Genomic DNA, 23,197 nt, shown 5'->3' with positions numbered 1-23,197 from the left:
CGGGTATTAGGCGTTAAGAGCACGTGCATGGTGCTGCAAGTGATCGTCTATAAAGCTGGCGATAAAGAAGTAGCTGTGGTCATAACCGGGCTGCATGCGCAGCGTCAGCTCATGCCCGGCATTCTTGGCCGCTTGCTGCAGAACTTCAGGCTTGAGCTGGCCGGCGAGGAAATCGTCGCGATCCCCCTGATCCACTAGCAACGGCAGCTTCTCCGTGGCCTCGGCGATCAACACGCTGGCATCCCACTCGCGCCAGCGTGAGCGCTCTTCCCCCAGATACCGGGAAAACGCTTTCTGCCCCCAAGGACAATCCATGGGATTACTGATAGGAGCGAACGCCGAAACCGACTGATAGCGACCGGGATTACGCAACGCACAGACCAACGCCCCGTGACCGCCCATGGAGTGGCCGCTGATCCCACGTTTCTGCGACGCGGGAAAGTGCGCCTCCACCAACTCCGGCAGTTCGTTCACCACATAGTCATGCATCCGATAATGCTGGGCCCAGGGCTCCTGTGTCGCGTTCAGATAGAACCCCGCGCCCAGGCCAAAGTCCCAAGCGCCCTCCGGGTCACCGGGCACGCCTGCGCCGCGAGGGCTGGTGTCCGGAGCGACGATGATCAGGCCCAGTTCCGCCGCCAGGCGCTGGGCGCCGGCCTTTTGCATGAAGTTCTCGTCGGTGCAGGTCAGGCCGGACAACCAGTAAAGCACCGGCAGCTTGCCCCCCTGCTCCGCCTGGGGCGGCAAGTACACGGCGAACACCATGTCACAGCCCAACACCTGGGAATGATGCTTATAGCGTTTGTGCCAGCCGCCGAAGCTCTTCTGGCAGGAAAGGTTTTCCAGACTCATGGCAGACCTCCAGCCACAAGCCGCAAGCTACGAGCCGCAAGTGGGAATCCCTTCTTGGTGCTTGTGGCTTGCCGCTTGCCGCTGCTCTTAGAAATGAATGACCGAACGAATGCTCTTGCCTTCGTGCATCAGGTCGAAAGCCTTGTTGATATCTTCCAGGCCCATGGTGTGAGTAATGAAGGTATCCAGCGGGATTTCGCCGGTCTGGGACATTTCCACGTAGCTTGGCAGCTCACTGCGACCACGCACGCCACCGAATGCCGAACCGCGCCAAACGCGGCCAGTCACCAGTTGGAAGGGACGGGTCGAAATTTCCTGGCCGGCACCGGCCACACCGATGATCACCGACTCGCCCCAGCCCTTGTGGCAGCATTCCAGGGCTGCGCGCATCAACTGTACGTTGCCGATGCATTCGAAGGAGAAATCCACGCCGCCGTCGGTCATGTCGACAATGACCTCCTGGATCGGATGATCGAAATCCTTGGGGTTGACGCAGTCGGTGGCGCCCAATTGCTTGGCGATCTCGAACTTGGCCGGATTGATATCGATAGCAATAATGCGCCCGGCCTTGGCCTTGACCGCACCGATTACCGCCGACAGACCAATGCCGCCCAGGCCGAAGATGGCCACGGTGTCACCGGCCTTGACCTTGGCGGTGTTGATCACCGCGCCAATACCTGTGGTCACGCCGCAACCCAGCAGGCAGACCTTCTCCAGAGGCGCGTCCTTGGGAATTTTGGCCACGGAGATTTCCGGCAGAACGGTGTACTCGGAGAATGTCGAGGTACCCATGTAGTGGAAAATGGGCTGGCCCCTGTAGGAAAAACGGGTAGTACCATCAGGCATCAGGCCTTTGCCCTGGGTAGCGCGAATGGCCTGACAGAGGTTGGTCTTGCCCGACAGACAGAATTTGCACTTGCCACATTCCGGGGTGTAGAGCGGGATCACATGATCGCCAACGGCCACCGAGGTCACGCCCTCGCCCACCGCTTCCACCACTGCACCACCTTCATGGCCGAGGATCGCCGGAAAGATACCTTCCGGGTCAGCACCGGACAGGGTGTAGGCGTCGGTGTGGCAGACGCCGGAAGCGACAACCCGCAACAGCACTTCGCCGGCCTTGGGCATGGCAACATCCACTTCGACGATTTCCAGGGGCTTCTTGGCCTCGAAGGCTACGGCAGCACGTGACTTGATCATCCTGACTCTCCAGCGAATAAAAACGAGGCTGTGAGTGTAAAACAGCGCAAGGCGATGAATAATCCAGGCAAAAGCAAAACATTATTGCCATGCAGGGATAATCAATGAGCGAAAACCGTTGGGAAGGCATCGACGAATTTGTCGCAGTCGCCGAATGCAGCCAGTTCACTGCCGCTGCGGAACGCTTGGGGGTGTCCTCATCTCATATCAGCCGCCAGGTGGTGCGCCTGGAAGAGCGCTTGCAGACCCGCCTGCTGTATCGCAGTACCCGCCGCGTCACCCTGACCGAGGCCGGGCAGACCTTTCTCCAGCATTGCCAACGCTTGCAGGACGGGCGCGAGGAAGCGTTGCGAGCCGTGGGGGACCTGACCAGCGAGCCCAAGGGCATGCTGCGCATGACTTGCGCAGTGGCCTACGGCGAGCGTTTTATCGTGCCGCTGGTCACGCGTTTCATGAGCCTTTATCCGCAATTGCGGGTGGACATCGAATTGAGCAACCGTCCCCTGGACCTGGTGCACGAGGGGCTCGACCTGGCCATTCGCCTGGGACGCCTGCAGGACTCACGCCTGGTCGCCACTCGCCTGGCACCGCGCCGCATGTACCTATGTGCATCGCCGTCCTATCTGGAACGCTATGGCCGCCCTCACAGCCTTTCGGAATTGAGCCGGCACAACTGCCTGATCGGCAGCTCGGATATCTGGCAGTTGGAGGTCGACGGGCGCGAATTTTCGCAAAGGGTGCAGGGCAACTGGCGCTGCAACAGCGGACAGGCAGTGCTGGACGCGGCGTTACAAGGCGTCGGACTCTGCCAACTGCCGGACTACTACGTTCTGGAGCACCTGCAGGACGGTACGCTGGTTTCCTTGCTGGAAGCTCACCAGCCGCCCAACACCGCAGTCTGGGCGCTCTATCCACAGCAACGGCATCTGTCGCCGAAAGTGCGCAAGCTGGTGGATTATCTCAAGCAAGGCTTGGCCGAACGCCCGGAATACCGCGATGTGTAGCCGCTGCCGCAGGGCCTTCGGGGTTTCAGGAGCGGCGCCTCCTTCGGAGTCGTTCGCAGCCTGCGGCAGCGGCTACAAGGTTCAGCGCCCGCCCGCGATCAGCGCCGATTGGACCAACGCTGGCGCAGCCACTCAAGATCCTCGGGGCGAGTGACCTTGAGGTTGTCGGAACGGCCTTCGATCAGGCGTGGCGCCTGCCCGGCCCATTCCATTGCCGAAGCCTCATCGGTGATCGCCACATCGGCCACCAGGCTGTCGGCCAAGGCGCGGTGCAGCGCGCCAAGACGGAACATCTGCGGTGTGTAGGCTTGCCAGATCAGGCTGCGATCCACGGTTTCCAAAACCCTTCCGTGCTTGTCGATCCGCTTCAGGGTGTCCCGAGCCGGCACCGCCAGCAGCCCGCCCACCGGGTCATGCGCCAATTCACTCAGCAGCTTGTCCAGGTCATCTCGGGAAAGATTGGGGCGTGCGGCATCGTGAACCAGAACCCAATCCTCATCGGCCGCGCCCTGAGCATGCAGATGAAGCAAGGCATTGAGTACCGACCCGGAACGCTCAGCGCCGCCTTCGACCCGCTGAATCCGAGAGTCATGGGCACAGGCCAGGGTTGGCCAGTAAGGATCGTCCAGCGCCAGGCTGACCACCAGCCCCTTGAGGCCAGGATGGTCGAGGAAACAGCCGAGGCTGTGTTCGAGAATTGTGCGTCCGCCCAGTTGCAGGTACTGCTTGGGACGATCCGCGGCCATGCGGGCACCGACGCCCGCGGCAGGAATCACGGCCCAGAAGGCCGGCAATCTATCGCTCATTGGGCCAACTGGTAGAGGGTTTCACCCTCCTTGACCATGCCCAACTCGTGGCGAGCCCGTTCTTCAACGGTCTCCATGCCCTTCTTCAGTTCCATGACTTCCGCATCGAGTACGCGATTTCGCTCCAGCAAACGCTCGTTTTCAGCGTGCTGGTCGGCAATCTGCTGAGTCAGGTCAGCTACCTGGGCCAAGCTGCCGCTCCCCACCCACAGGCGGTACTGCAAGCCAGCCAGCAGCAAGAGCAAGACCAGGAACAACCAATTGGGACTGCGCATCGAATATCGGGTATCCAGTGAAAAAAGACAGCCATGCCAACAACTTCGGACCTACTGATAGCACGAAGCCTGGAAGAACCAGGCTTCGTGCTCTTAAGGCATCAGATTAGTGGCAAAAAACTCGCTGTAGCGATTTTCCCGACACAATCCGGTGTCTTTTTACCATCTACGGCTTAGCCGCGAAACTCGCTGCGACCGTTGTACTTGGCCTTGCCGTTCAATTGCTCTTCGATACGCAGCAATTGGTTGTACTTGGATACGCGGTCGGAACGGCACAGGGAGCCGGTCTTGATCTGGCCAGCCGAGGTGCCCACAGCCAGGTCGGCGATGGTCGAGTCTTCGGTTTCGCCGGAACGGTGCGAAATCACGGCGGTGTAACCGGCAGCCTTGGCCATCTGAATGGCTTCCAGGGTTTCGGTCAGGGTGCCGATCTGGTTGAACTTGATCAGGATCGAGTTGGCGATCTTCTTGTCGATGCCTTCTTTCAGGATCTTAGTGTTGGTCACGAACAGGTCGTCACCGACCAGTTGCACCTTGTCGCCGATCTTGTCGGTGAGGATCTTCCAGCCCGCCCAGTCGGACTCGTCCAGGCCGTCTTCGATGGAGATGATCGGGTAGCGCTGAGTCAGGCCTTTGAGGTACTCGGCAAAACCTTCGGCGGTGAACACCTGGCCTTCGCCGGACAGGTTGTACTTACCGTCTTCGTAGAACTCGCTGGCGGCGCAGTCCAGAGCCAGGGTCACGTCGGTGCCCAGGGTGTAACCGGCATTGGCCACGGCCTCGGAGATGACTTTCAGCGCATCTTCGTTGGAAGCCAGGTTGGGCGCAAAACCACCTTCATCGCCCACAGCGGTGTTCAGGCCACGGGCCTTCAGCACGGCTTTGAGGTGATGAAAAATCTCGGTGCCCATGCGCAGACCTTCCGAGAAGGACTTGGCGCCAACCGGCTGCACCATGAACTCCTGGATGTCGACGTTGTTATCGGCGTGCTCGCCACCGTTGATGATGTTCATCATCGGTACCGGCATCGAGTAGACGCCTGGGGTGCCGTTGAGGTTGGCGATGTGAGCGTACAGCGGCAGGTCCTGGTCCTGGGCGGCAGCCTTGGCCGCGGCCAGGGACACGGCGAGGATGGCGTTGGCGCCCAGGGTGGCCTTGTTCTCGGTACCGTCGAGCTTGATCATCGCCTGATCCAGCGCTTTCTGGTCGATCGGGTCTTTACCCAGCAACAGGTCGCGGATCGGACCGTTGATGTTGGCTACCGCCTTGAGCACGCCCTTGCCCAGGTAACGGCTCTTGTCGCCATCACGCAGCTCCAGCGCTTCGCGCGAGCCGGTGGAGGCACCGGACGGCGCGCAAGCACTGCCGATGATGCCGTTGTCGAGAAGCACGTCCGCTTCGACAGTGGGGTTGCCACGGGAGTCGAGAACTTCACGACCTTTGATGTCGACGATTTTTGCCATTGTTGTAAACACTCCAAAGTTGACGAAAACGCTGAGTACCGCTCGATTTATAACTTGTGGGTCAAATTGCATTCTTGTAGGAGCCGGCTGGCTGGCGAACGGGCCCGCGAGGACACCTTCGCCGGCCAGCCGGCTCCTACAGAGGAAGTCGCCGGTTTTACGCGGTTTCTACCGTGGGGAAACTCTTGACCAGCTCGTCCAGAGCCTTGAGCTGAGCCAGGAACGGCTCGAGCTTGTCCAGGCGCAGGGCGCAAGGGCCGTCGCACTTGGCGTTGTCCGGATCTGGGTGGGCTTCCAGGAACAGGCCGGCCAGGGACTGGCTCATGCCGGCCTTGGCCAGATCGGTGACCTGAGCCCGGCGACCGCCAGCAGAGTCGGCACGACCGCCCGGCATCTGCAGGGCATGGGTCACGTCAAAGAACACCGGGTACTCGAACTGCTTCATGATGCCGAAGCCGAGCATGTCCACCACCAGGTTGTTGTAACCGAAGCTGGAGCCGCGCTCGCAGAGGATCAACTGATCATTACCCGCCTCTTCGCACTTGCTCAGGATGTGTTTCATTTCCTGAGGCGCGAGAAACTGGGCCTTCTTGATGTTGATCACCGCGCCGGTCTTGGCCATGGCCACCACCAGGTCGGTCTGCCGCGAGAGAAACGCCGGCAACTGGATGATGTCGCAGACTTCGGCGACCACGGCGGCCTGGGCCGGCTCATGGACATCGGTGATGATCGGCACGCCGAAGGCCTGCTTCACGTCTTCGAAAATCCGCATGCCCTCTTCAAGGCCAGGACCACGATAAGAAGTCACCGACGAACGGTTGGCCTTGTCGAAGCTGGCCTTGAACACGTACGGAATACCGAGCTTCTCGGTAACCCGTACGTACTCTTCACAGACCTGCATCGCCATGTCGCGGCTTTCCAGCACGTTCATGCCGCCGAACAGCACCATCGGCTTGTCGTTGGCGATCTCGATGTTGCCTACGCGGATGATCTTCTGCGCCATCAGGTTCAAGCCTTCTTCTGGTGTTGAGCCAATGCTGCTTTGACGAAACCGCTGAACAGTGGGTGACCGTCACGTGGCGTCGAGGTGAACTCAGGGTGGAACTGGCAAGCGACGAACCATGGATGATCCGCAGCTTCGACCACTTCAACCAGCGCGCCGTCGCCCGAGCGACCAGAGATTTTCAGGCCAGCCTCGATCAGCTGTGGCAGCAGCTTGTTGTTCACTTCGTAACGGTGACGGTGACGCTCGATGATCACGTCCTTGGCGTAGCAGTCGTGGACCTTGGAGCCCGCTTCCAGCAAGCATTCCTGGGCGCCCAGACGCATGGTGCCGCCCAGATCGGACGCTTCGTTACGCACTTCGACAGCGCCCGTGGCGTCTTCCCACTCGGTGATCAGACCGACGACCGGGTGACCACTGGTGCGATCGAATTCGGTGGAGTTGGCATCTTTCCAGCCCATGACGTTACGGGCGAACTCGATGACCGCCACTTGCATGCCCAGGCAGATACCCAGGTACGGCACCTTGTTCTCGCGGGCGTATTGCACTGCAGTGATCTTGCCTTCCACGCCACGCAGGCCGAAACCGCCCGGGACCAGGATCGCATCAACGCCTTCCAGCAGCGCGGTGCCTTGGTTCTCGATGTCTTCGGAATCGATATAGCGCAGGTTGACCTTGGTGCGGTTGGTGATGCCGGCGTGACTCATCGCTTCGATCAGCGACTTGTAGGCGTCCAGCAGTTCCATGTACTTGCCGACCATGGCGATGGTGACTTCATGCTCAGGGTTGAGCTTGGCGTCTACCACCTTTTCCCACTCGGACAGATCGGCGCCGTTGCATTGCAGGCCGAAACGCTCGACGACGAAATCGTCCAGACCCTGGGCGTGCAGTACGGCCGGGATCTTGTAGATGGTGTCGACGTCTTCCAGGGAGATCACCGCACGCTCTTCAACGTTGGTGAACAGCGCGATCTTGCGACGCGAGGACACATCCACCGGATGGTCGGAGCGGCAGATCAGCACGTCAGGCTGCAGACCGATGGAGCGCAGTTCCTTCACCGAGTGTTGGGTCGGCTTGGTCTTGGTCTCGCCAGCGGTGGCGATGTACGGAACCAGGGTCAGGTGCATCAGCATCGCGCGCTTGGAGCCGACTTCGACCCGCAGTTGGCGGATGGCTTCGAGGAACGGTTGCGACTCGATGTCGCCCACAGTACCGCCGATTTCCACCAGGGCCACGTCGGCATCGCCGGCGCCCTTGATGATGCGACGCTTGATCTCGTCGGTGATATGCGGAATCACCTGGATAGTGGCGCCCAGATAATCACCACGGCGCTCCTTGCGCAGTACGTGCTCGTAGACACGGCCAGTGGTGAAGTTGTTGTTCTGGGTCATGGTCGTGCGGATGAACCGCTCGTAGTGGCCCAGGTCCAGGTCGGTCTCGGCGCCGTCGTGGGTGACGAACACTTCACCGTGCTGGAACGGGCTCATGGTGCCCGGGTCGACGTTGATGTACGGGTCCAGCTTGAGCATGGTGACCTTAAGCCCCCGCGCCTCCAGGATGGCCGCCAATGAAGCCGAGGCAATGCCTTTCCCCAATGAAGAAACAACACCGCCCGTGACGAATATGTAGCGCGTCATGAAAAACCCTAGAAGTCTGCGTTAAAGCGGTCAGTGCCGCCGGGGAAAGCGAAGGAAGGCCGAAGCCCCCGATCACCTGCATTAATCACAGTGCACCTTTCAAAAAAACCGCCGCGTGGTGACAGACCGGATGCAAAAACACCGGTAGGTTGCTCGCTACACATTTTTTGGAATCGCCCAGCAAAGACTGCTTGGTAATCGGCAACTCCTGCAATTCAGGCGAATCCACAGAAGTTGTATCAAGAAGGGAGCGTAGTCTACCGGAAAGCCCCTTTCAGCTCAAACCTTGATCGCTGGTCAGTGGTCGCCAATACAATTGCCAGCCTGCCTGGGGATTTGCCGCAAGCGCCGGCAGGTTTGCCACTGCCAGCAACCGCTCATCCTGGTACAGCAGCGGCAATCTGCCACGGACGAAGCTCGGTAGTCCGGCCTCGTTGAGCAGACGCTTCAGGTCACGATGACCACGTCCGGCCACCTGCATGACTTCCCCACCCTGCCGATAACGGATGTGCAACGGGCCCTGGGGCGCCGAGCCGACGAAAAACACCTGGCCATTGTTCGGCAACTGCAACGGACTGCCCGGATCCTGCCATTCGATCCCGCTTTTCACCTGCTGCAACCAGGCACCAGACAGCCACCAGATTCGCCCTCCCGCACGATGCACTTCGCCGTCGGCCAGACACCATCGAGGATGCCCCTGCGCGCTGGCATCCCGCAGACTCTCCCAGCCGGCCCAATGATCGGTGTCCGGCAAACGGCCACGCTTGCTCAGCCAGTGACTCAAGACGTTGCGCTGCCGAGCCGGGGATAACGACTGCAAAGGGGCAAGGGTCAGTGACGGCAAGTCCAGCCAGGGAAAGTCGCTCTCCCCCTCGGCTGGCGCCAGATCCATCATCGCCAGCTCATCGAGCAGGCCCTGTGCTTCTCTCAGGTGGGCGGCGCTGCGACTTATGCTGGTCGCGGCCTGAGGCCAGCGAGCAATCAACGACGGCATCACCTGATGCCGCAGATAATTGCGCGAATATTGATGATCGGCATTTGAAGGGTCCTGGACCCAGCTCAGGCAATGCTCGGCGGCGTAACGTTCAAGTTCGGCACGGGACACGCCAAGCAAAGGCCGCAACAGGTGCCCTGCACCCAAAGGTCGGCTTTCCGGCATTGCCGATAACCCCCTGACGCCAGCACCGCGCAACAGTCGAAACAACAGGGTTTCGGCCTGATCATCACGATGCTGCGCTGTCAGCAGCAACTCATTGGCAGCGGTCAAGCGCTCAAATGCCCCATAACGCGCCTCCCGGGCAGCCCCTTCGAGACTGGAACCGGCCCGCACCTGGACATGAATCACCTGCAACGGCGCACCCAGGGCAGCACAGATCGCCTGACAGTGGGCCGGCCAAGCATCCGCCGCCGCTTGCAGCCCGTGATGAACATGCACAGCCGTGAGCCGTGGAAGGCCATGTTGATGCGCCAGATCGACAAGGAGATGCAGCAGGACAGTGGAATCAAGTCCACCGGAGAAAGCGATGCGCCAATGAGCGGCTTCACGCCAGGGCGCCAGGCTTTTTAGGAGTTTGGCGGAGAGAGAGTTCATGAAGCTTCAAGCCCCGCAGGAGCATGTGCTCGAGAAAGGACGACGCCGCAATCTGATCGATTGCGGCGCCTGGGTCGCGAGCAAGCGTACCCCTACAAGGGGGAACAGCGCTCGATCAGAGACCGTAGCTCATCAGGCGGTCATAACGACGGGCCAGCAGGGTGTCGTTATCCATTTCCTTGAGCATTGCCAGTTGCGAGCTGAGTTCGGCACGGATCGAGGCAGCCGCGGCGGCTGGATCACGATGGGCGCCACCCAGCGGCTCGCTGATGACCTTGTCGACAATGCCCAGGCCTTTCAGACGCTCGGCGGTGATGCCCATGGCCTCGGCTGCATCGGCGGCCTTTTCCGAGGTTTTCCACAGGATCGAGGCGCAGCCTTCCGGCGAGATCACCGCATAAGTGGAATATTGCAGCATGTTCAACTGGTCGCAGACGCCGATGGCCAATGCGCCGCCGGAACCACCCTCACCGATCACGGTGGCGATGATCGGGGTCTTCAGGCGTGCCATGACCCGCAGGTTCCAGGCAATGGCCTCGCTCTGGTTGCGCTCTTCAGCGTCGATGCCCGGGTAGGCGCCCGGGGTGTCGATGAAGGTCAGGATCGGCATCTTGAAGCGTTCGGCCATTTCCATCAGGCGGCAGGCCTTGCGGTAGCCTTCCGGACGCGGCATGCCGAAGTTGCGGCGTACCTTCTCGCGCACTTCGCGGCCTTTCTGATGACCGATGATCATCACCGGCTGCTCGTCCAGGCGAGCAACGCCGCCGACGATCGCGGCGTCGTCAGAGAAGTGGCGATCGCCATGCAGCTCGTCAAACTCGGTGAAGATGTGCTGGATGTAATCCAGGGTGTACGGACGACGCGGGTGCCGCGCCAGACGTGCGATCTGCCAGCTGGTGAGCTTGCCGAAGATGTCTTCGGTCAGGGTATTGCTCTTGTCCTGCAGGCGGGAAATCTCATCGCCGATATTCAGCGAATTGTCATTACCGACCAAGCGCAACTCTTCGATCTTGGCTTGCAGGTCGGCGATCGGCTGTTCGAAATCAAGAAAATTCGGGTTCATAGGCGTCCGTCTGGGCTCGACGTCCAAGGGGGCTTGGGCCGGCCGGTTGTCTATTCGCGCCCTACCTTAAGGGACGGACGCGTTGAGGTCGAGATTAAAAATTCATGTGGCGATGAGGCGCAATGATGGCACCTCACCGTCAACGGTATTGGAGGAAGACGTTGTCTCGCCCGAACTGGTCACGCAGGGCTTGAATCAAGCTGTCTGCCGGGTCGATCCGCCAGTTCTCGCCAAACTGCAGCAAGGCCTTGGCGTCGTTACGGGTGTACTCCATGGTAATCGGGCACGCACCGCGGTGACGCTTGAACAAGTCCCCCAGCCAGCGTAGCTGATCGCCCTTGAGGGCATCGGTATGGACTTTCAGGCGCAGGCTTTCCGCCAGGTTGGTCCGCGCGTCTTCCATGCTCATCACCCGCTTGACCCGCAAACGCAGGCCGCCGGAGAAGTCGTCGTTGCTCACCTCGCCTTCCACCACCACCATGGCGTCGGTCTGCAACAGCGACTGCGCCGAGTGGAAGGCATCGGCAAACAACGAGGCCTCGATCCGCCCCGAACGGTCGTCGAGGGTGATGAAACCCATCTTGTCGCCCTTTTTGTTCTTCATCACCCGCAGGGCAATGATCATGCCCGCTACCGTCTGGGTATCCCGGGCCGGTTTCAGGTCAATGATGCGCTGACGGGCGAAGCGGCGGATCTCGCCTTCATACTCATCAATCGGGTGCCCGGTCAGGTACAGGCCGAGGGTATCTTTCTCGCCTTTAAGGCGCTCCTTGAGGGTCAGCTCCTTGGCCTTGCGATGGTTGGCGTAGACATCCGCGTGCTCATCGACGAACACCCCGCCAAACAGGTCGGCGTGGCCGCTGTCGTGGGTACGGGCAGTTTGCTCTGCCGCCTTGATCGCCTCTTCCATGGCGGCCAGCAGTACCGCGCGGTTCTGGTCGATGTTGGCCTGGTAGGCCTTGGGCTCGTCGAAGAAGTGCGGGCCGAGACGGTCCAGGGCACCACTGCGAATCAGACCATCCAGGGTCCGCTTGTTAATGCGCTTGAGGTCGACCCGGGCACAGAAATCGAACAGGTCCTTGAACGGCCCCTCAGCACGGGCTTCGGTGATGGCTTCCACCGGTCCCTCGCCCACCCCTTTGATCGCGCCAAGGCCATAAACGATGCGACCTTCATCGTTCACCGTGAACTTGAATTCGGAAGTGTTCACGTCTGGCGCATCGAGGCGCAGTTTCATGGTCCGCACTTCCTCGATCAAGGTCACGACCTTGTCGGTGTTGTGCATATCCGCGGACAGTACCGCCGCCATGAAGGGCGCCGGGTAGTGAGCCTTGAGCCAGGCAGTCTGGTACGACACCAGGCCGTAGGCGGCGGAGTGGGATTTGTTGAAACCGTAACCGGCGAATTTTTCCACCAGGTCGAAGATGTTGCCCGCCAGGTCCGCATCGATGTTGTTGCTGGCGCAACCCTCAATGAAACCGCCACGCTGCTTGGCCATTTCCTCGGGCTTTTTCTTACCCATGGCCCGACGCAGCATGTCTGCACCACCGAGGGTGTAACCGGCCATGACCTGGGCAATCTGCATCACCTGTTCCTGATACAGGATGATGCCGTAGGTCGGCGCCAGAACCGGGCGCAGGCCATCGTACTGATAGTCGGGGTGCGGATAGGCCAGTTCGGCGCGACCGTGCTTACGGTTGATGAAGTCATCCACCATGCCCGATTGCAGCGGCCCCGGACGGAACAGGGCCACCAGTGCAATCAAGTCTTCCAGGCAGTCGGGCTTGAGCTTCTTGATCAGCTCCTTCATGCCCCGGGATTCAAGCTGGAATACCGCAGTGGTTTCAGCTTTCTGCAACAGGCTATAGGTCGGCTTGTCGTCCAGCGGGATAAAGGCGATATCCAGCGGTTCCTCGCCGACCTTGGCACGGTCGCGGTTAATGGTTTTCAGCGCCCAATCGATAATGGTCAGGGTCCGCAGACCGAGGAAGTCGAACTTCACCAGGCCAGCAGCCTCGACGTCATCCTTGTCGAACTGGGTCACCAGGCCGCCGCCTTCTTCGTCGCAGTAGATCGGCGAGAAGTCGGTGAGCTTGGTCGGCGCGATCACCACACCACCGGCGTGTTTACCGACGTTACGCACCACACCTTCAAGCTTGCGCGCCATCTCCCAGATTTCCGCCGCCTCTTCATCGACCTTGATGAAGTCCCGCAGGATCTCTTCCTGCTCGTAGGCTTTTTCCAGGGTCATGCCGACTTCGAAGGGGATCATCTTCGACAGACGGTCGGCCAGGCCATAGGACTTGCCTTGCACCCGCGCAACGTCGCGCACCACCGCCTTGGCCGCCATGGAACCAAAAGTGATGATCTGGCTTACCGCGTTGCGGCCGTACTTCTCGGCCACGTAATCGATCACCCGGTCGCGACCGTCCATGCAGAAGTCGACGTCGAAGTCGGGCATGGAGACCCGTTCCGGGTTAAGGAAACGTTCGAACAGCAGGTCGTATTCCAAGGGGTCGAGGTCGGTGATCTTCTGCACGTAGGCCACCAGGGAGCCGGCACCCGACCCTCGGCCAGGACCTACCGGCACGCCGTTGTTCTTGGCCCACTGGATAAAGTCCATAACGATCAGGAAGTAACCGGGGAATCCCATCTGGATGATGATGTCCAGCTCGAAATTCAGCCGGTCGACGTAGACCTGGCGCTTGGCTTCATAGTCCTCGGTGGTGTCCTTGGGCAGCAGCACGCTGAGGCGCTCGTCCAGGCCATCGAAGGAAACCTTGCGGAAGTATTCATCGATGGTCATGCCATCAGGAATGGGGTAGTCGGGCAGGAAGTGCTTGCCCAGCTTGACTTCGATATTGCAGCGCTTGGCGATCTCGACCGTGTTTTCCAGCGCCTCGGGCAAGTCGCTGAACAGCTCGGCCATTTCCTCGGCGCTTTTCAGGTACTGCTGATCGCTGTAGTTCTTCGAACGGCGCGGATCGTCCAGGGCCCGGCCTTCGCCGATGCACACCCGGGTTTCATGAGCCTCGAAATCTTCCTGCTTGATGAAACGCACATCGTTTGTGGCCACCAGCGGCGCACCGATCTTGTCAGCCAGGGCCACGGCGGCGTGTAGTTGCTCTTCATCATTGGGTCGGTTGGTACGCTGCACTTCCAGGTAGAAACGGTCCGGGAACACCGCCATCCACTCCCGGGCCAGGGTTTCGGCGACCTCCAGGTCACCGGCGATCAGCGCCATGCCAATCTCGCCCTCCTTGGCCGCCGAGAGCATGATCAGGCCTTCTGCGGCCTCTGCCACCCACTCGCGCTCGATGATGATCTGGCCATTGCGCTGACCATCAATGAAGCCCCGGGAAATCAGCTCGGTCAGGTTACGGTAACCCACGGCGTTCATCACCAGCAGGCTGATGCGGCTCAGGGGGTTATCCGGGTCCTTGTTCGACAGCCAGAGGTCGGCGCCGCAGATCGGCTTGATCCCCGCACCCATGCTGTTTTTGTAGAACTTGACCAGGGAACACATGTTGTTCTGGTCGGTGACCGCCACCGCAGGCATGCCCATGCCGGTGAGAGCCTTGACCAGCGGCTTGATCCGCACCAGACCGTCGACCAGGGAGTATTCAGTGTGCAGGCGCAGGTGAACGAATGAAGCCGGCATAGTGATCCTGTAATAAGCGCGAAAACAACAAGGCCCGGATTGTACCGGGCCTCGACTAAAACATCAGCCTCAGGACTGAATCTCGCCCTGCGCCTCACGGGCTTCATAAGCTTGCCGTACCGGGGCGAAGGAACGCCGGTGAATCGGCGTCGGCCCCAGGCGGGCCAGGGCTTCCAGATGCACCGGCGTCGGATAGCCCTTGTGGCCACCGATACCGTAACCCGGGTAGATCAGCTCGAAAGCAGCCATTTCCCGGTCGCGGCTGACCTTGGCCAGAATCGACGCTGCAGCGATTGCCGGAACCTTGCTATCGCCCTTGACCACAGCTTCTGCCGGCATCGCCAGCTTCGGGCAACGGTTGCCGTCGATCATCGCCAGCTTCGGCGTCACGCTCAGGCCTTCCACCGCTCGCTGCATCGCCAGCATGGTGGCGTGGAGGATGTTCAGCTCGTCGATCTCTTCGACTTCAGCCCGAGCAATGCACCAGCTCAGGGCCTTCTCACAGATTTCATCGAACAGCTTCTCGCGACGGGCCTCAGTGAGTTTCTTCGAGTCGTTGAGGCCCAGAATCGGCCGTTGCGGATCAAGAATCACCGCAGCAGTGACAACCGCCCCGCACAATGGGCCACGGCCAACTTCGTCGACACCGGCCACCAGGTCCTCGGCATCGGCCACCAGGGTGAAATCCAGGCCCATCTGCATCTTTGAATTACTCACAGGGTTTTGCCGATCAACCCAAGCACCGCTTGCGCGGCCTGGTTGGACGCATCACGGCGCAAGGTTCGGTGGATCTCGTCAAAGCCACGGGTCTGCTCTTCACCGCCATCGATCAGCGGCGACAGCGTCTGAGCCAGGGCCTCGGCAGTGGCGTCGTCCTGCAGCAACTCGGGTACCAGCAAACGCTGAGCCAGCAGGTTCGGCAAGGAAATATACGGACTCTTGACCATGCGCTTGAGAATCCAGAAGGTCAGCGGCGCCAGGCGATAGGCCACCACCATCGGCCGCTTGTAGAGCAAGGCTTCCAGAGTCGCGGTACCGGAGGCGATCAACACCGCGTCACAAGCGGCCAGGGCCTTGTGGGACTGACCGTTGAGTAAGGTCAGCGGCAGGTCGCGACTGGCCAGCAGCTCTTCCAGCTGGACCCGACGCTCCGGGCTCGCGCACGGCATGATGAAGCGCACGCCGGGGCGCATGGCTCGCAAACGCTGGGCCGCATCGAGGAACAAGGCACCCAGGCGCCCTACTTCGCCACCACGACTGCCGGGCAGCAAGGCCACCAGCGGGCCATCGGGCAAGCCCAGCTCGGCACGCGCTGCAGCGCGATCGGCTTGCAGCGGAATGGCATCGGCTAGGGAGTGGCCGACAAACTTCACCGGTACGCCCTTCTCTTCATAGAAGCGGGCTTCGAAGGGAAACAGAGTCAGCATCAGATCGCAGCCTTCGCGGATCTTCAGTACCCGCTTCTGCCGCCATGCCCAGACCGACGGGCTGACGTAGTGCACCGTCTTGATCCCGGCCTGACGCAACTTGAGTTCGATATTCAGGGTGAAATCCGGGGCATCGATCCCGATGAACACATCCGGCTTTTCAGCAATCAGGGTCTGGATCAGCTTCTTGCGCCGCGCCAACAGCTCACGCAGCCGCCCAAGCACCTCCACCAACCCCATGACCGCCAGGCGCTCCATGGGAAAGTAGGAAGTGAGGCCTTCGGCCTCCATCAGCGGACCGCCGACGCCAATGAATTCAACGGCCGGGTGCTGAGCCTTGAAGGCTCGCATCAAACCGGCGCCGAGAATGTCGCCGGAGGCTTCGCCAGCCACCAGCGCAATACGCAGAGTGTTCATGATTAACGGGTGATGCCGCGAGTCGAAGACTGGATCGAGTCACGAAACACCGCGACTTCGGGGAACTGTGCAGCCGGCTCGGCCAGCTCGGCCAAGGCCTGATCCACCGTCAGCCCTTGGCGATAGACCGTCTTGTAGGCGCGACGCAGTGCATGGATTGCATCTTCGCTGAAGCCACGACGGCGCATGCCTTCGAAGTTCATGCTGCGGGCTTCGGCAGGGTTGCCGAACACCGTGACGAATGCCGGCACATCCTTGCCGATGGCGGTGCCCATGCCGGAGAAGCTGTGAGCGCCGATATGGCAGTACTGATGCACCAGGGTGAAACCGGAGAGAATCGCCCAGTCATCCACGTGCACATGCCCGGCCAACGCAGTGTTGTTGACCAGGATGCAGTGGTTGCCAATGACACTGTCATGGCCGATATGGGCATAGGCCATGATCAGGTTGTGATCGCCCAGTGTGGTTTCGGAACGGTCCTGGACGGTGCCACGGTGAATGGTCACGCCTTCGCGGATCACGTTGTGGTCGCCAATAACCAGGCGGGTTTCCTCGCCTTTGTACTTCAGATCAGGCGTGTCCTCACCTACCGAGGAAAACTGGTAGATGCGGTTGTGCTTACCGATCCGGGTAGGGCCCTTGAGAATCACATGGGGCCCGATCACTGTACCCTCGCCGATTTCCACACCAGCGCCGATGATCGACCACGGGCCAACCTCAACGTCGTCGGCCAGGATGGCCGTCGGATCGATGATTGCGCGAGGGTCAATCAAACTCATAGTTTGCGTTCCGCACAGATGATTTCAGCGGAGCAGACAGGCTTGCCGTCTACCGACGCCTGGCACTCGAACTTCCAGATCTGACGCTTGCAGCTGATGAACTTGGCTTCAAGAATCAGTTGGTCGCCCGGCAGTACTGGCTGACGGAAGCGCAGCTTGTCGGAACCGACGAAGTAATAAAGGGTGCCGTCGGCTGGCTTCACGTCGAGCATCTTGAAACCGAGAATGCCCGCAGCCTGAGCCATGGCCTCGATGATCAACACGCCCGGCATGATCGGATGCGCCGGGAAGTGACCATTGAAGAACGGCTCGTTGATGCTGACATTCTTGTAGGCACGAATGCACTTGCCCTCGACATCCAGGTCCACTACCCGATCCACCAACAGGAAAGGGTAACGGTGAGGCAAGTATTCGCGAATCTCGTTGATGTCCATCATTTCGGGGGGAAGCCTGTAGTAAAGAGTGGGAGCGCGCGACTAACGCACGCCCCTCTAGCAAATCAAGGAGGCAGTCTAGCGGCTGTGCACACTTGATATGGAAATGGTATCAGCCATCTGATGAAGCATTGCCGTCAGGGGTCACGTCCCCAACGCGCTTTTCCAACTGGCGCAAACGCCGCGCAAGGTCATCGAGCTGACGGATGCGTGCCGCGCTTTTGCGCCACTCGGCAGCAGGTTGCATGGCCGTACCGGAAGAGTAAGCGCCCGGCTCGGTAATCGAGTGGGTCACCATGGTCATTCCAGTGAGGAATACGTTGTCACAAATCTCGATGTGCCCTACCAGACCCACACCGCCGGCGAGCATACAGTGCTTGCCGATCTTGGTGCTGCCGGAAATTCCCACACAAGCCGCCATCGCCGTGTGATCGCCGACCTGGACGTTGTGGGCAATCTGAATCTGGTTATCCAGCTTCACACCGTTGCCGATGACGGTATCGGCCAGGGCGCCGCGGTCAATCGCCGTATTGACGCCGATTTCCACATCGTCACCGATGGTCACACCGCCAATCTGCGCGATCTTCTGCCAGATGCCTTTTTCATTGGCAAAGCCGAAACCTTCACCACCGAGCACCGCCCCCGACTGGATGACCACACGCTGACCAATGCGCACATCGTGGTACAAGGTCACCCGCGGGGCCAGCCAGCCGCCTTCGCCGATTTCGCAGCGAGCGCCGATAAAGCAGTGGGCACCGATGGTCACTCCAGCCGCAATCCGCACACCAGACTCGATCACTGCAAACGGACCAATGCTGGCCTCCGGGTGCACCAGCGCATCGGCGGCAATCACCGCTGACGGATGGATACCCGCTGGCGCCTTGGGCTTGGGATCGAACAGATGGGAAATACGGGCGTAGGACAGATAAGGATCAGCCACCACCAGTGCATCGCCGGCATAAGCCTCAGCATCAGCAGCCTTCAGCAATACCGCGCCGGCCTGGCAGTCCACCAGGTACTTGCGATATTGCGGATTTGCCAAAAAGCTCAACTGAGCTGGGCCAGCCTCCTGCAAGGTGGCTAGCCCAGTGATTTCCTTCTCCGCGTCGCCACGCAAGGTGGCGCCGAGGAACTCGGCCAATTGGCCGAGTTTTATGGTCGCGGTCATGGCTTACTTCAGCTGATTCATGCGCTCGATAACTTGGCGGGTGATGTCGTACTGAGGTTTGACATCGATCACTGCGCCACGCTCGAAAACCAGGTCGAAAGCACCTTTCTTGATGACTTCTTCAACGGCGCTGTCCAGCTTCGGCTTCAATTGCTTGAGCATTTCACGGTCAGCAACAGCCTTGGCTTCGTTCAGTTCCTTGGACTGGAACTGGAAGTCCCGAGCCTTTTGCTTGAACTCGAGCTCCAGACGCTCACGCTCGCCTTGCTGCATCTTGTCGCCACCCGCAACCAAGCGATCCTGGATGCCCTTCGCACTGCTTTCCAGAGTCTTCAGCTTGGTCAGTTGCGGGCCGAATTTCTTCTCGGCATCCACTGCGTACTTCTTGGCCGCGTCGGATTCCAGCAGAGCCATCTGATAGTTCAGAACAGCGATTTTCATTTCGGCAAACGCCGGGCTCGCGACCAGTACGGAGGCCAGGAGAACCAATTGAGTCAACTTACGCACGATGCACTCCTACAAAATCCATTGTCGTTATCTTGGGTAGACTATTAGAAAGTCTGACCGAGAGAGAATTGGAACACCTGAGTTTCAGCGTCATCCGGTTTCTTGATCGGCATCGCCAGGGCAAAGCTCAATGGCCCCAAAGCAGTGACCCAAGTCACACCAACACCCACCGAACTGGCCAGATTGCTCAAGCTGATATCGTTGCACTGCGTTTTCACATTCGACGCCGCAATGGTGTTGGACGTGCTTTCACAGCGAGAGTTGAAGACGTTACCCACATCCCAGAACAACGAAGTGCGCAGGGAACGCTGATCTTTGACGAACGGCAGCGGGAACAGCAACTCGGCACCGCCCTGGATCAATACGTTACCGCCGAATGGCAGTGGATCCTGGTCTGGGTCGGCAGCTGTACCGGCGTTACCGGTTACACCAGCACCACGACTCGGAGTACTGCGCGGACCCAGGGTACTGTCCTTGAAGCCACGTACCGAGTTGAAACCACCAGCATAGTAGTTCTCGTAGAACGGCAAGCCCTTGGTATCACCAAAGCCGTCGCCATAACCCAGTTCGGTATGGAAGCGCATGGTGTAGTTCTCACTCAGCGGAGTGAACAACTGACCACGGTAGTCGAGCTTGAAGAACGACAGGTCGCTACCTGGAGTAGTGGTTTCCAGAACCAGGCTTTGCGAATGGCCGCGAGTGGCCAGCACACCTTTGTTCAGGGTCGACTCGGACCAGCCGGCCGACGCCTTGAAGTTGAGGTAGCTGTCGCCCTGTTTATTCACGAAGTCGAAGATTTCGTCGACGGTGTACAGGCCGGTCTTGATCTTGTCCTGCTGCGCGGTCAGGCCGAAGGTCAGACGCGAAGTCTCACTGATCGGGTAGCCCACGCTGACGCCAGCACCGAGGCTGTCCACCGCATAGCTGGCCACGTCGACGTCGAGGTCTTTGTAGTCAGTGGTGCGATAGAAAGCGTTGTAACCCAGGCTCACGCCGTCGGCGGTCCAGTAGGGGTCAACGTAGCCGAAGTTGTAGCGGCTCTGGTATTCGCTGCGGGTCAGACCGATGCTGACCTTGTTACCGGTACCCAGGAAGTTGTTCTGGGTAATGGAACCACCGAGGATCAGACCAGCGCTCTGGGCGAAACCGACGCTGGCGGTGATCGAACCGGATGCTTGCTCTTCAACCGCGTAGTTCACGTCAACCTGGTCATCAACACCCGGTACAGCCGGTGTCTCGACGTTGACTTCCTTGAAGAAGCCCAGGCGCTCAAGACGGGTCTTGGACTGGTCGATCAGGTAGGTCGAAGCCCAGCCGCCTTCCATCTGACGCATTTCGCGACGCAGCACCTCGTCCTCGGACTTGGTGTTGCCACGGAAGTTGATACGGTTGACGTAGGCACGTTTACCCGGGTCTACCACGAAGGTGATGTCCACGGTGTGGTCTTCATCATGAGGCTGAGGCACGCCGTTGACGTTGGCGAAGGTGTAGCCCTCGTTACCCAGACGGCGGGTAATCAGTTCGGAAGTGGTGGTCATCAGCTTGCGCGAGAACACCTGGCCCTTCTCCACCAGCAACAGTGCCTTGACTTGGTCTTCAGGTACTTTCAGGTCACCGCTGAGCTTCACGTCACGAACGCTGTACTTCTCGCCTTCGTTGACGTTGACGGTAATGTAGACGTGCTTTTTGTCCGGGGTGATGGACACCTGGGTCGAAGCAATATCCATATTGATATAGCCACGGTCCAGATAGTAGGAACGCAGACGCTCCAGGTCACCGGAGAGCTTTTCACGGGCGTACTTGTCGTCGTTCTTGAAGAACGACAGCCAGTTGGTGGTCTTGAGCTCGAACAGGCCGATCAGGTCTTCGTCTGGAAAGACAGTGTTGCCCACCACGTTGATGTGCTGGATGGCTGCGACCGTGCCTTCGTTGATATTGACCTTCAGGCCGACACGGTTGCGTGGCTGCGGAACCACTTCAGTCTCAACGGTGGCCGAGTAACGGCCCTGGGCGACATATTGGCGCTGCAACTCGTTACGAACGCCTTCGAGTGTCGCACGCTGGAAGATCTCACCTTCGGCCAGACCGGACTGTTTCAGGCCCTTCATCAAGTCTTCGGTGGAGATTGCCTTGTTGCCTTCGATCTCGATACTGGCAACCGACGGCCGCTCGACTACCGTAATGACCAGGACGTTGCCATCGCGGCCCAGTTGGATGTCTTGAAAGAAACCGGTTTTGAACAGCGCACGAGTGGATTCCACCAGGCGACGGTCGTCCGCCTGCTCGCCGACGTTCAACGGCAAGGCACCAAAGACGCTACCCGCGGAAACGCGCTGAAGGCCGTTGACGCGAATATCGGAGATAGTGAAGGACTCGGCGTGAACTTCGGCGATCATCAATACGGTGAGAACCGCAGTTAGCAGCAGACGTTTCATGAAGTCCTTTCTTATTCCAACTGGCAATAAACAAACTGCCGCAAAATGCGGCAGATTCGCAATTCAGCGAAGCGTTACAGACGACCCAGATCGTTGACCAGAGCAAGCAGCATGACTCCGACCACCAAGCTGATACCGATCTGTATCCCCCAACCTTGCACCCGATCCGACAAGGGACGACCACGCGCCCACTCGATCAGATAAAACAACAAATGCCCCCCATCCAGTACCGGGATGGGCAACAAATTCAGAACACCCAGGCTAATACTCAGATAAGCAAGGAAATTCAAGAAATCAGCAATGCCCGACTGGGCAGAAGCGCCCGCCACTTTAGCAATGGTTATCGGTCCACTCAAGTTTTTTACCGAGAGCTCGCCGAACAACATTTTCTTCAGTGATTCGAGGGTCAGGACACTCATGGTCCAGGTCCGTCGAGCCCCTTCGCCAATCGCCTCCAGCGGGCCATAACTGACCTCGCGAAGCATCTCCGCAGGCCAGTCGACAGCTTTCACCCCAGCCCCCAGGTAGCCATTGGGCGCTTTGTTTTCGCCACGGCTGGCCAAGGTCACGGGGACGTCGATTTGAGCACCATCGCGCTCGACTTGCAGCACAATTTTCGTATCAGGGTGCACACGGACCCAATCAACCACCTGCTGCCAGTCACTGAGCGATTGCCCATCGAGCGCCAGCAGACGGTCGCCGGTTTTCAGGCCGGCAGCCTGGGCCGGGCCTTTCGGATCGAGTTCAGCCAGCACGGGGGGCAATGCCGGGCGCCATGGGCGAATCCCCAGGGAGCGGATCGGGTCCGGCTCGTCGGCGCCCTTGAGCCATTTGTCCAGCACCAACTGGCGAGAGGAGTCAACCGTCGCCCCCTGCTCGCGCACCTGCACCTGCAGCGTTCCACTTTCACCCAGACGGCGCACCAGTTGCAGATTCACCGCCGCCCAACCGGAAGTTGGCTCACCATCGATGGCAACGATTTCCTCGCCGGCACCGAGACCGGCCTTGGCGGCTATGCTCCCCGCCTCCACGCCACCGATGACCGGTCGCACCTGCTGACTGCCCAGCATCGCCAGGGCCCAGAAGAACACCAGGGCGAGTAGGAAGTTGGCGATCGGGCCGGCGGCAACAATGGCGATACGCTGGCGTACGGACTTGCGATTGAAGGACTGGTCGAGCTCATCGGGGGCCACTTCGCCTTCACGCTCGTCGAGCATCTTCACGTAGCCACCCAGGGGAATGGCGGCGATCACAAACTCGGTACCGCGACGATCGTGCCAGCGCAGCAACGGCATACCAAAGCCCACGGAGAAACGCAGCACCTTGACGCCACAGCGACGCGCGACCCAGAAGTGACCGAATTCATGGAAGGTGACCAGCACACCCAGGGCTACCAGGGTGCCGACAATCATATAGAGCGCGCTCATCTACTTTCTCCGCAATCCTATTCGCCGCCACTCGCCCGGTCGCAAATC

General features: G+C 59.8%; 19 protein-coding genes. 1 reads left to right on the top strand and 18 read right to left on the bottom strand.

Translation table 11 applies throughout. The features are described 5' to 3' along the window. Positions 1-6: 6 nt before the first annotated feature. Together fghA and PQT43_RS02360 are read right to left on the bottom strand one after the other, a co-directional pair. A complete protein-coding gene (gene fghA / locus PQT43_RS02365; RefSeq protein ID WP_123393584.1) occupies positions 7-852 on the bottom strand; it encodes an S-formylglutathione hydrolase in 846 nt (281 codons plus the stop codon). 87 nt (positions 853-939) lie between these two features. Beyond that, a complete protein-coding gene (locus PQT43_RS02360) occupies positions 940-2,052 on the bottom strand; it encodes an S-(hydroxymethyl)glutathione dehydrogenase/class III alcohol dehydrogenase (RefSeq protein ID WP_272753460.1) in 1,113 nt (370 codons plus the stop codon). 104 nt (positions 2,053-2,156) lie between these two features. Between PQT43_RS02360 and PQT43_RS02355 the strand changes: the two genes are divergently transcribed. After that, entirely contained in the window at positions 2,157-3,056 is a 900-nt protein-coding gene (locus PQT43_RS02355) for a LysR substrate-binding domain-containing protein (protein ID WP_102878559.1), read from the top strand. 98 nt (positions 3,057-3,154) lie between these two features. On the opposite strand, the gene ispD is transcribed toward PQT43_RS02355, so the two are convergent. The 16 genes from ispD to rseP form a co-directional block, all read right to left on the bottom strand. Then, positions 3,155-3,862: a 2-C-methyl-D-erythritol 4-phosphate cytidylyltransferase gene (ispD, locus tag PQT43_RS02350; RefSeq protein ID WP_102861383.1), complete on the bottom strand. Its 708-nt coding sequence runs from the start codon at positions 3,860-3,862 to the stop codon at positions 3,155-3,157. Beyond that, the gene (gene ftsB, locus PQT43_RS02345; protein WP_102861382.1) at positions 3,859-4,137 is read right to left on the bottom strand and encodes a cell division protein FtsB; all 279 of its coding nucleotides are present in this window, start codon (positions 4,135-4,137) and stop codon (positions 3,859-3,861) included. The genes ispD and ftsB overlap by 4 nt, the downstream gene beginning before the upstream one ends. A 173-nt stretch (positions 4,138-4,310) precedes the next feature. Continuing rightward, positions 4,311-5,600, bottom strand: a complete 1,290-nt coding sequence (gene eno, locus PQT43_RS02340; RefSeq protein ID WP_102878558.1) for a phosphopyruvate hydratase — start codon at positions 5,598-5,600, stop codon at positions 4,311-4,313. A 157-nt stretch (positions 5,601-5,757) separates the two neighbouring features. Next, entirely contained in the window at positions 5,758-6,603 is an 846-nt protein-coding gene (gene kdsA / locus PQT43_RS02335) for a 3-deoxy-8-phosphooctulonate synthase (RefSeq protein ID WP_011059542.1), read from the bottom strand. Positions 6,604-6,608: 5 nt separating this feature from the next. Then, positions 6,609-8,240, bottom strand: coding sequence for a CTP synthase (locus PQT43_RS02330; protein WP_102878557.1), 1,632 nt, complete (start codon positions 8,238-8,240; stop codon positions 6,609-6,611). 274 nt (positions 8,241-8,514) lie between these two features. Next, positions 8,515-9,831, bottom strand: coding sequence for a tRNA lysidine(34) synthetase TilS (tilS, locus tag PQT43_RS02325; protein ID WP_272753459.1), 1,317 nt, complete (start codon positions 9,829-9,831; stop codon positions 8,515-8,517). A gap of 115 nt (positions 9,832-9,946) precedes the next feature. After that, positions 9,947-10,894 (bottom strand): acetyl-CoA carboxylase carboxyltransferase subunit alpha, encoded by a 948-nt coding sequence (locus PQT43_RS02320; protein ID WP_016964689.1) that lies wholly within the window; start codon positions 10,892-10,894, stop codon positions 9,947-9,949. A 139-nt stretch (positions 10,895-11,033) separates the two neighbouring features. Then, positions 11,034-14,555 carry a DNA polymerase III subunit alpha gene (gene dnaE / locus PQT43_RS02315; protein ID WP_272753458.1) on the bottom strand — a complete coding sequence of 1,174 codons (3,522 nt, stop codon included), beginning with the start codon at positions 14,553-14,555 and terminating at the stop codon, positions 11,034-11,036. A 69-nt stretch (positions 14,556-14,624) separates the two neighbouring features. Continuing rightward, the gene (rnhB, locus tag PQT43_RS02310; protein WP_102861377.1) at positions 14,625-15,257 is read right to left on the bottom strand and encodes a ribonuclease HII; all 633 of its coding nucleotides are present in this window, start codon (positions 15,255-15,257) and stop codon (positions 14,625-14,627) included. Positions 15,258-15,268: 11 nt separating this feature from the next. Then, positions 15,269-16,399 (bottom strand): lipid-A-disaccharide synthase, encoded by a 1,131-nt coding sequence (gene lpxB / locus PQT43_RS02305; RefSeq protein WP_372859347.1) that lies wholly within the window; start codon positions 16,397-16,399, stop codon positions 15,269-15,271. Between the two features lie 2 nt (positions 16,400-16,401). Beyond that, a complete protein-coding gene (lpxA, locus tag PQT43_RS02300; protein WP_102861375.1) occupies positions 16,402-17,178 on the bottom strand; it encodes an acyl-ACP--UDP-N-acetylglucosamine O-acyltransferase in 777 nt (258 codons plus the stop codon). Next, entirely contained in the window at positions 17,175-17,615 is a 441-nt protein-coding gene (gene fabZ / locus PQT43_RS02295; RefSeq protein WP_007924058.1) for a 3-hydroxyacyl-ACP dehydratase FabZ, read from the bottom strand. The genes lpxA and fabZ overlap by 4 nt, the downstream gene beginning before the upstream one ends. Before the next feature lie 109 nt (positions 17,616-17,724). After that, the gene (gene lpxD, locus PQT43_RS02290) at positions 17,725-18,780 is read right to left on the bottom strand and encodes a UDP-3-O-(3-hydroxymyristoyl)glucosamine N-acyltransferase (protein ID WP_213664805.1); all 1,056 of its coding nucleotides are present in this window, start codon (positions 18,778-18,780) and stop codon (positions 17,725-17,727) included. Between the two features lie 3 nt (positions 18,781-18,783). Further along, positions 18,784-19,287: an OmpH family outer membrane protein gene (locus PQT43_RS02285; protein WP_102861373.1), complete on the bottom strand. Its 504-nt coding sequence runs from the start codon at positions 19,285-19,287 to the stop codon at positions 18,784-18,786. 44 nt (positions 19,288-19,331) lie between these two features. Then, positions 19,332-21,722 (bottom strand): outer membrane protein assembly factor BamA, encoded by a 2,391-nt coding sequence (bamA, locus tag PQT43_RS02280; RefSeq protein WP_102861372.1) that lies wholly within the window; start codon positions 21,720-21,722, stop codon positions 19,332-19,334. 74 nt (positions 21,723-21,796) lie between these two features. Next, the gene (gene rseP, locus PQT43_RS02275; protein WP_110596481.1) at positions 21,797-23,149 is read right to left on the bottom strand and encodes a sigma E protease regulator RseP; all 1,353 of its coding nucleotides are present in this window, start codon (positions 23,147-23,149) and stop codon (positions 21,797-21,799) included. Positions 23,150-23,197: the final 48 nt, after the last annotated feature.

The sequence above is a fragment of the Pseudomonas sp. BLCC-B112 genome (genome assembly GCF_028550695.1).
Classification (GTDB): Bacteria; Pseudomonadota; Gammaproteobacteria; order Pseudomonadales; family Pseudomonadaceae; genus Aquipseudomonas; species Aquipseudomonas danubii.
The sequence above is the reverse complement of the archived record's forward strand: the minus strand, read 5'-3'. Positions and strand labels throughout refer to the sequence as shown.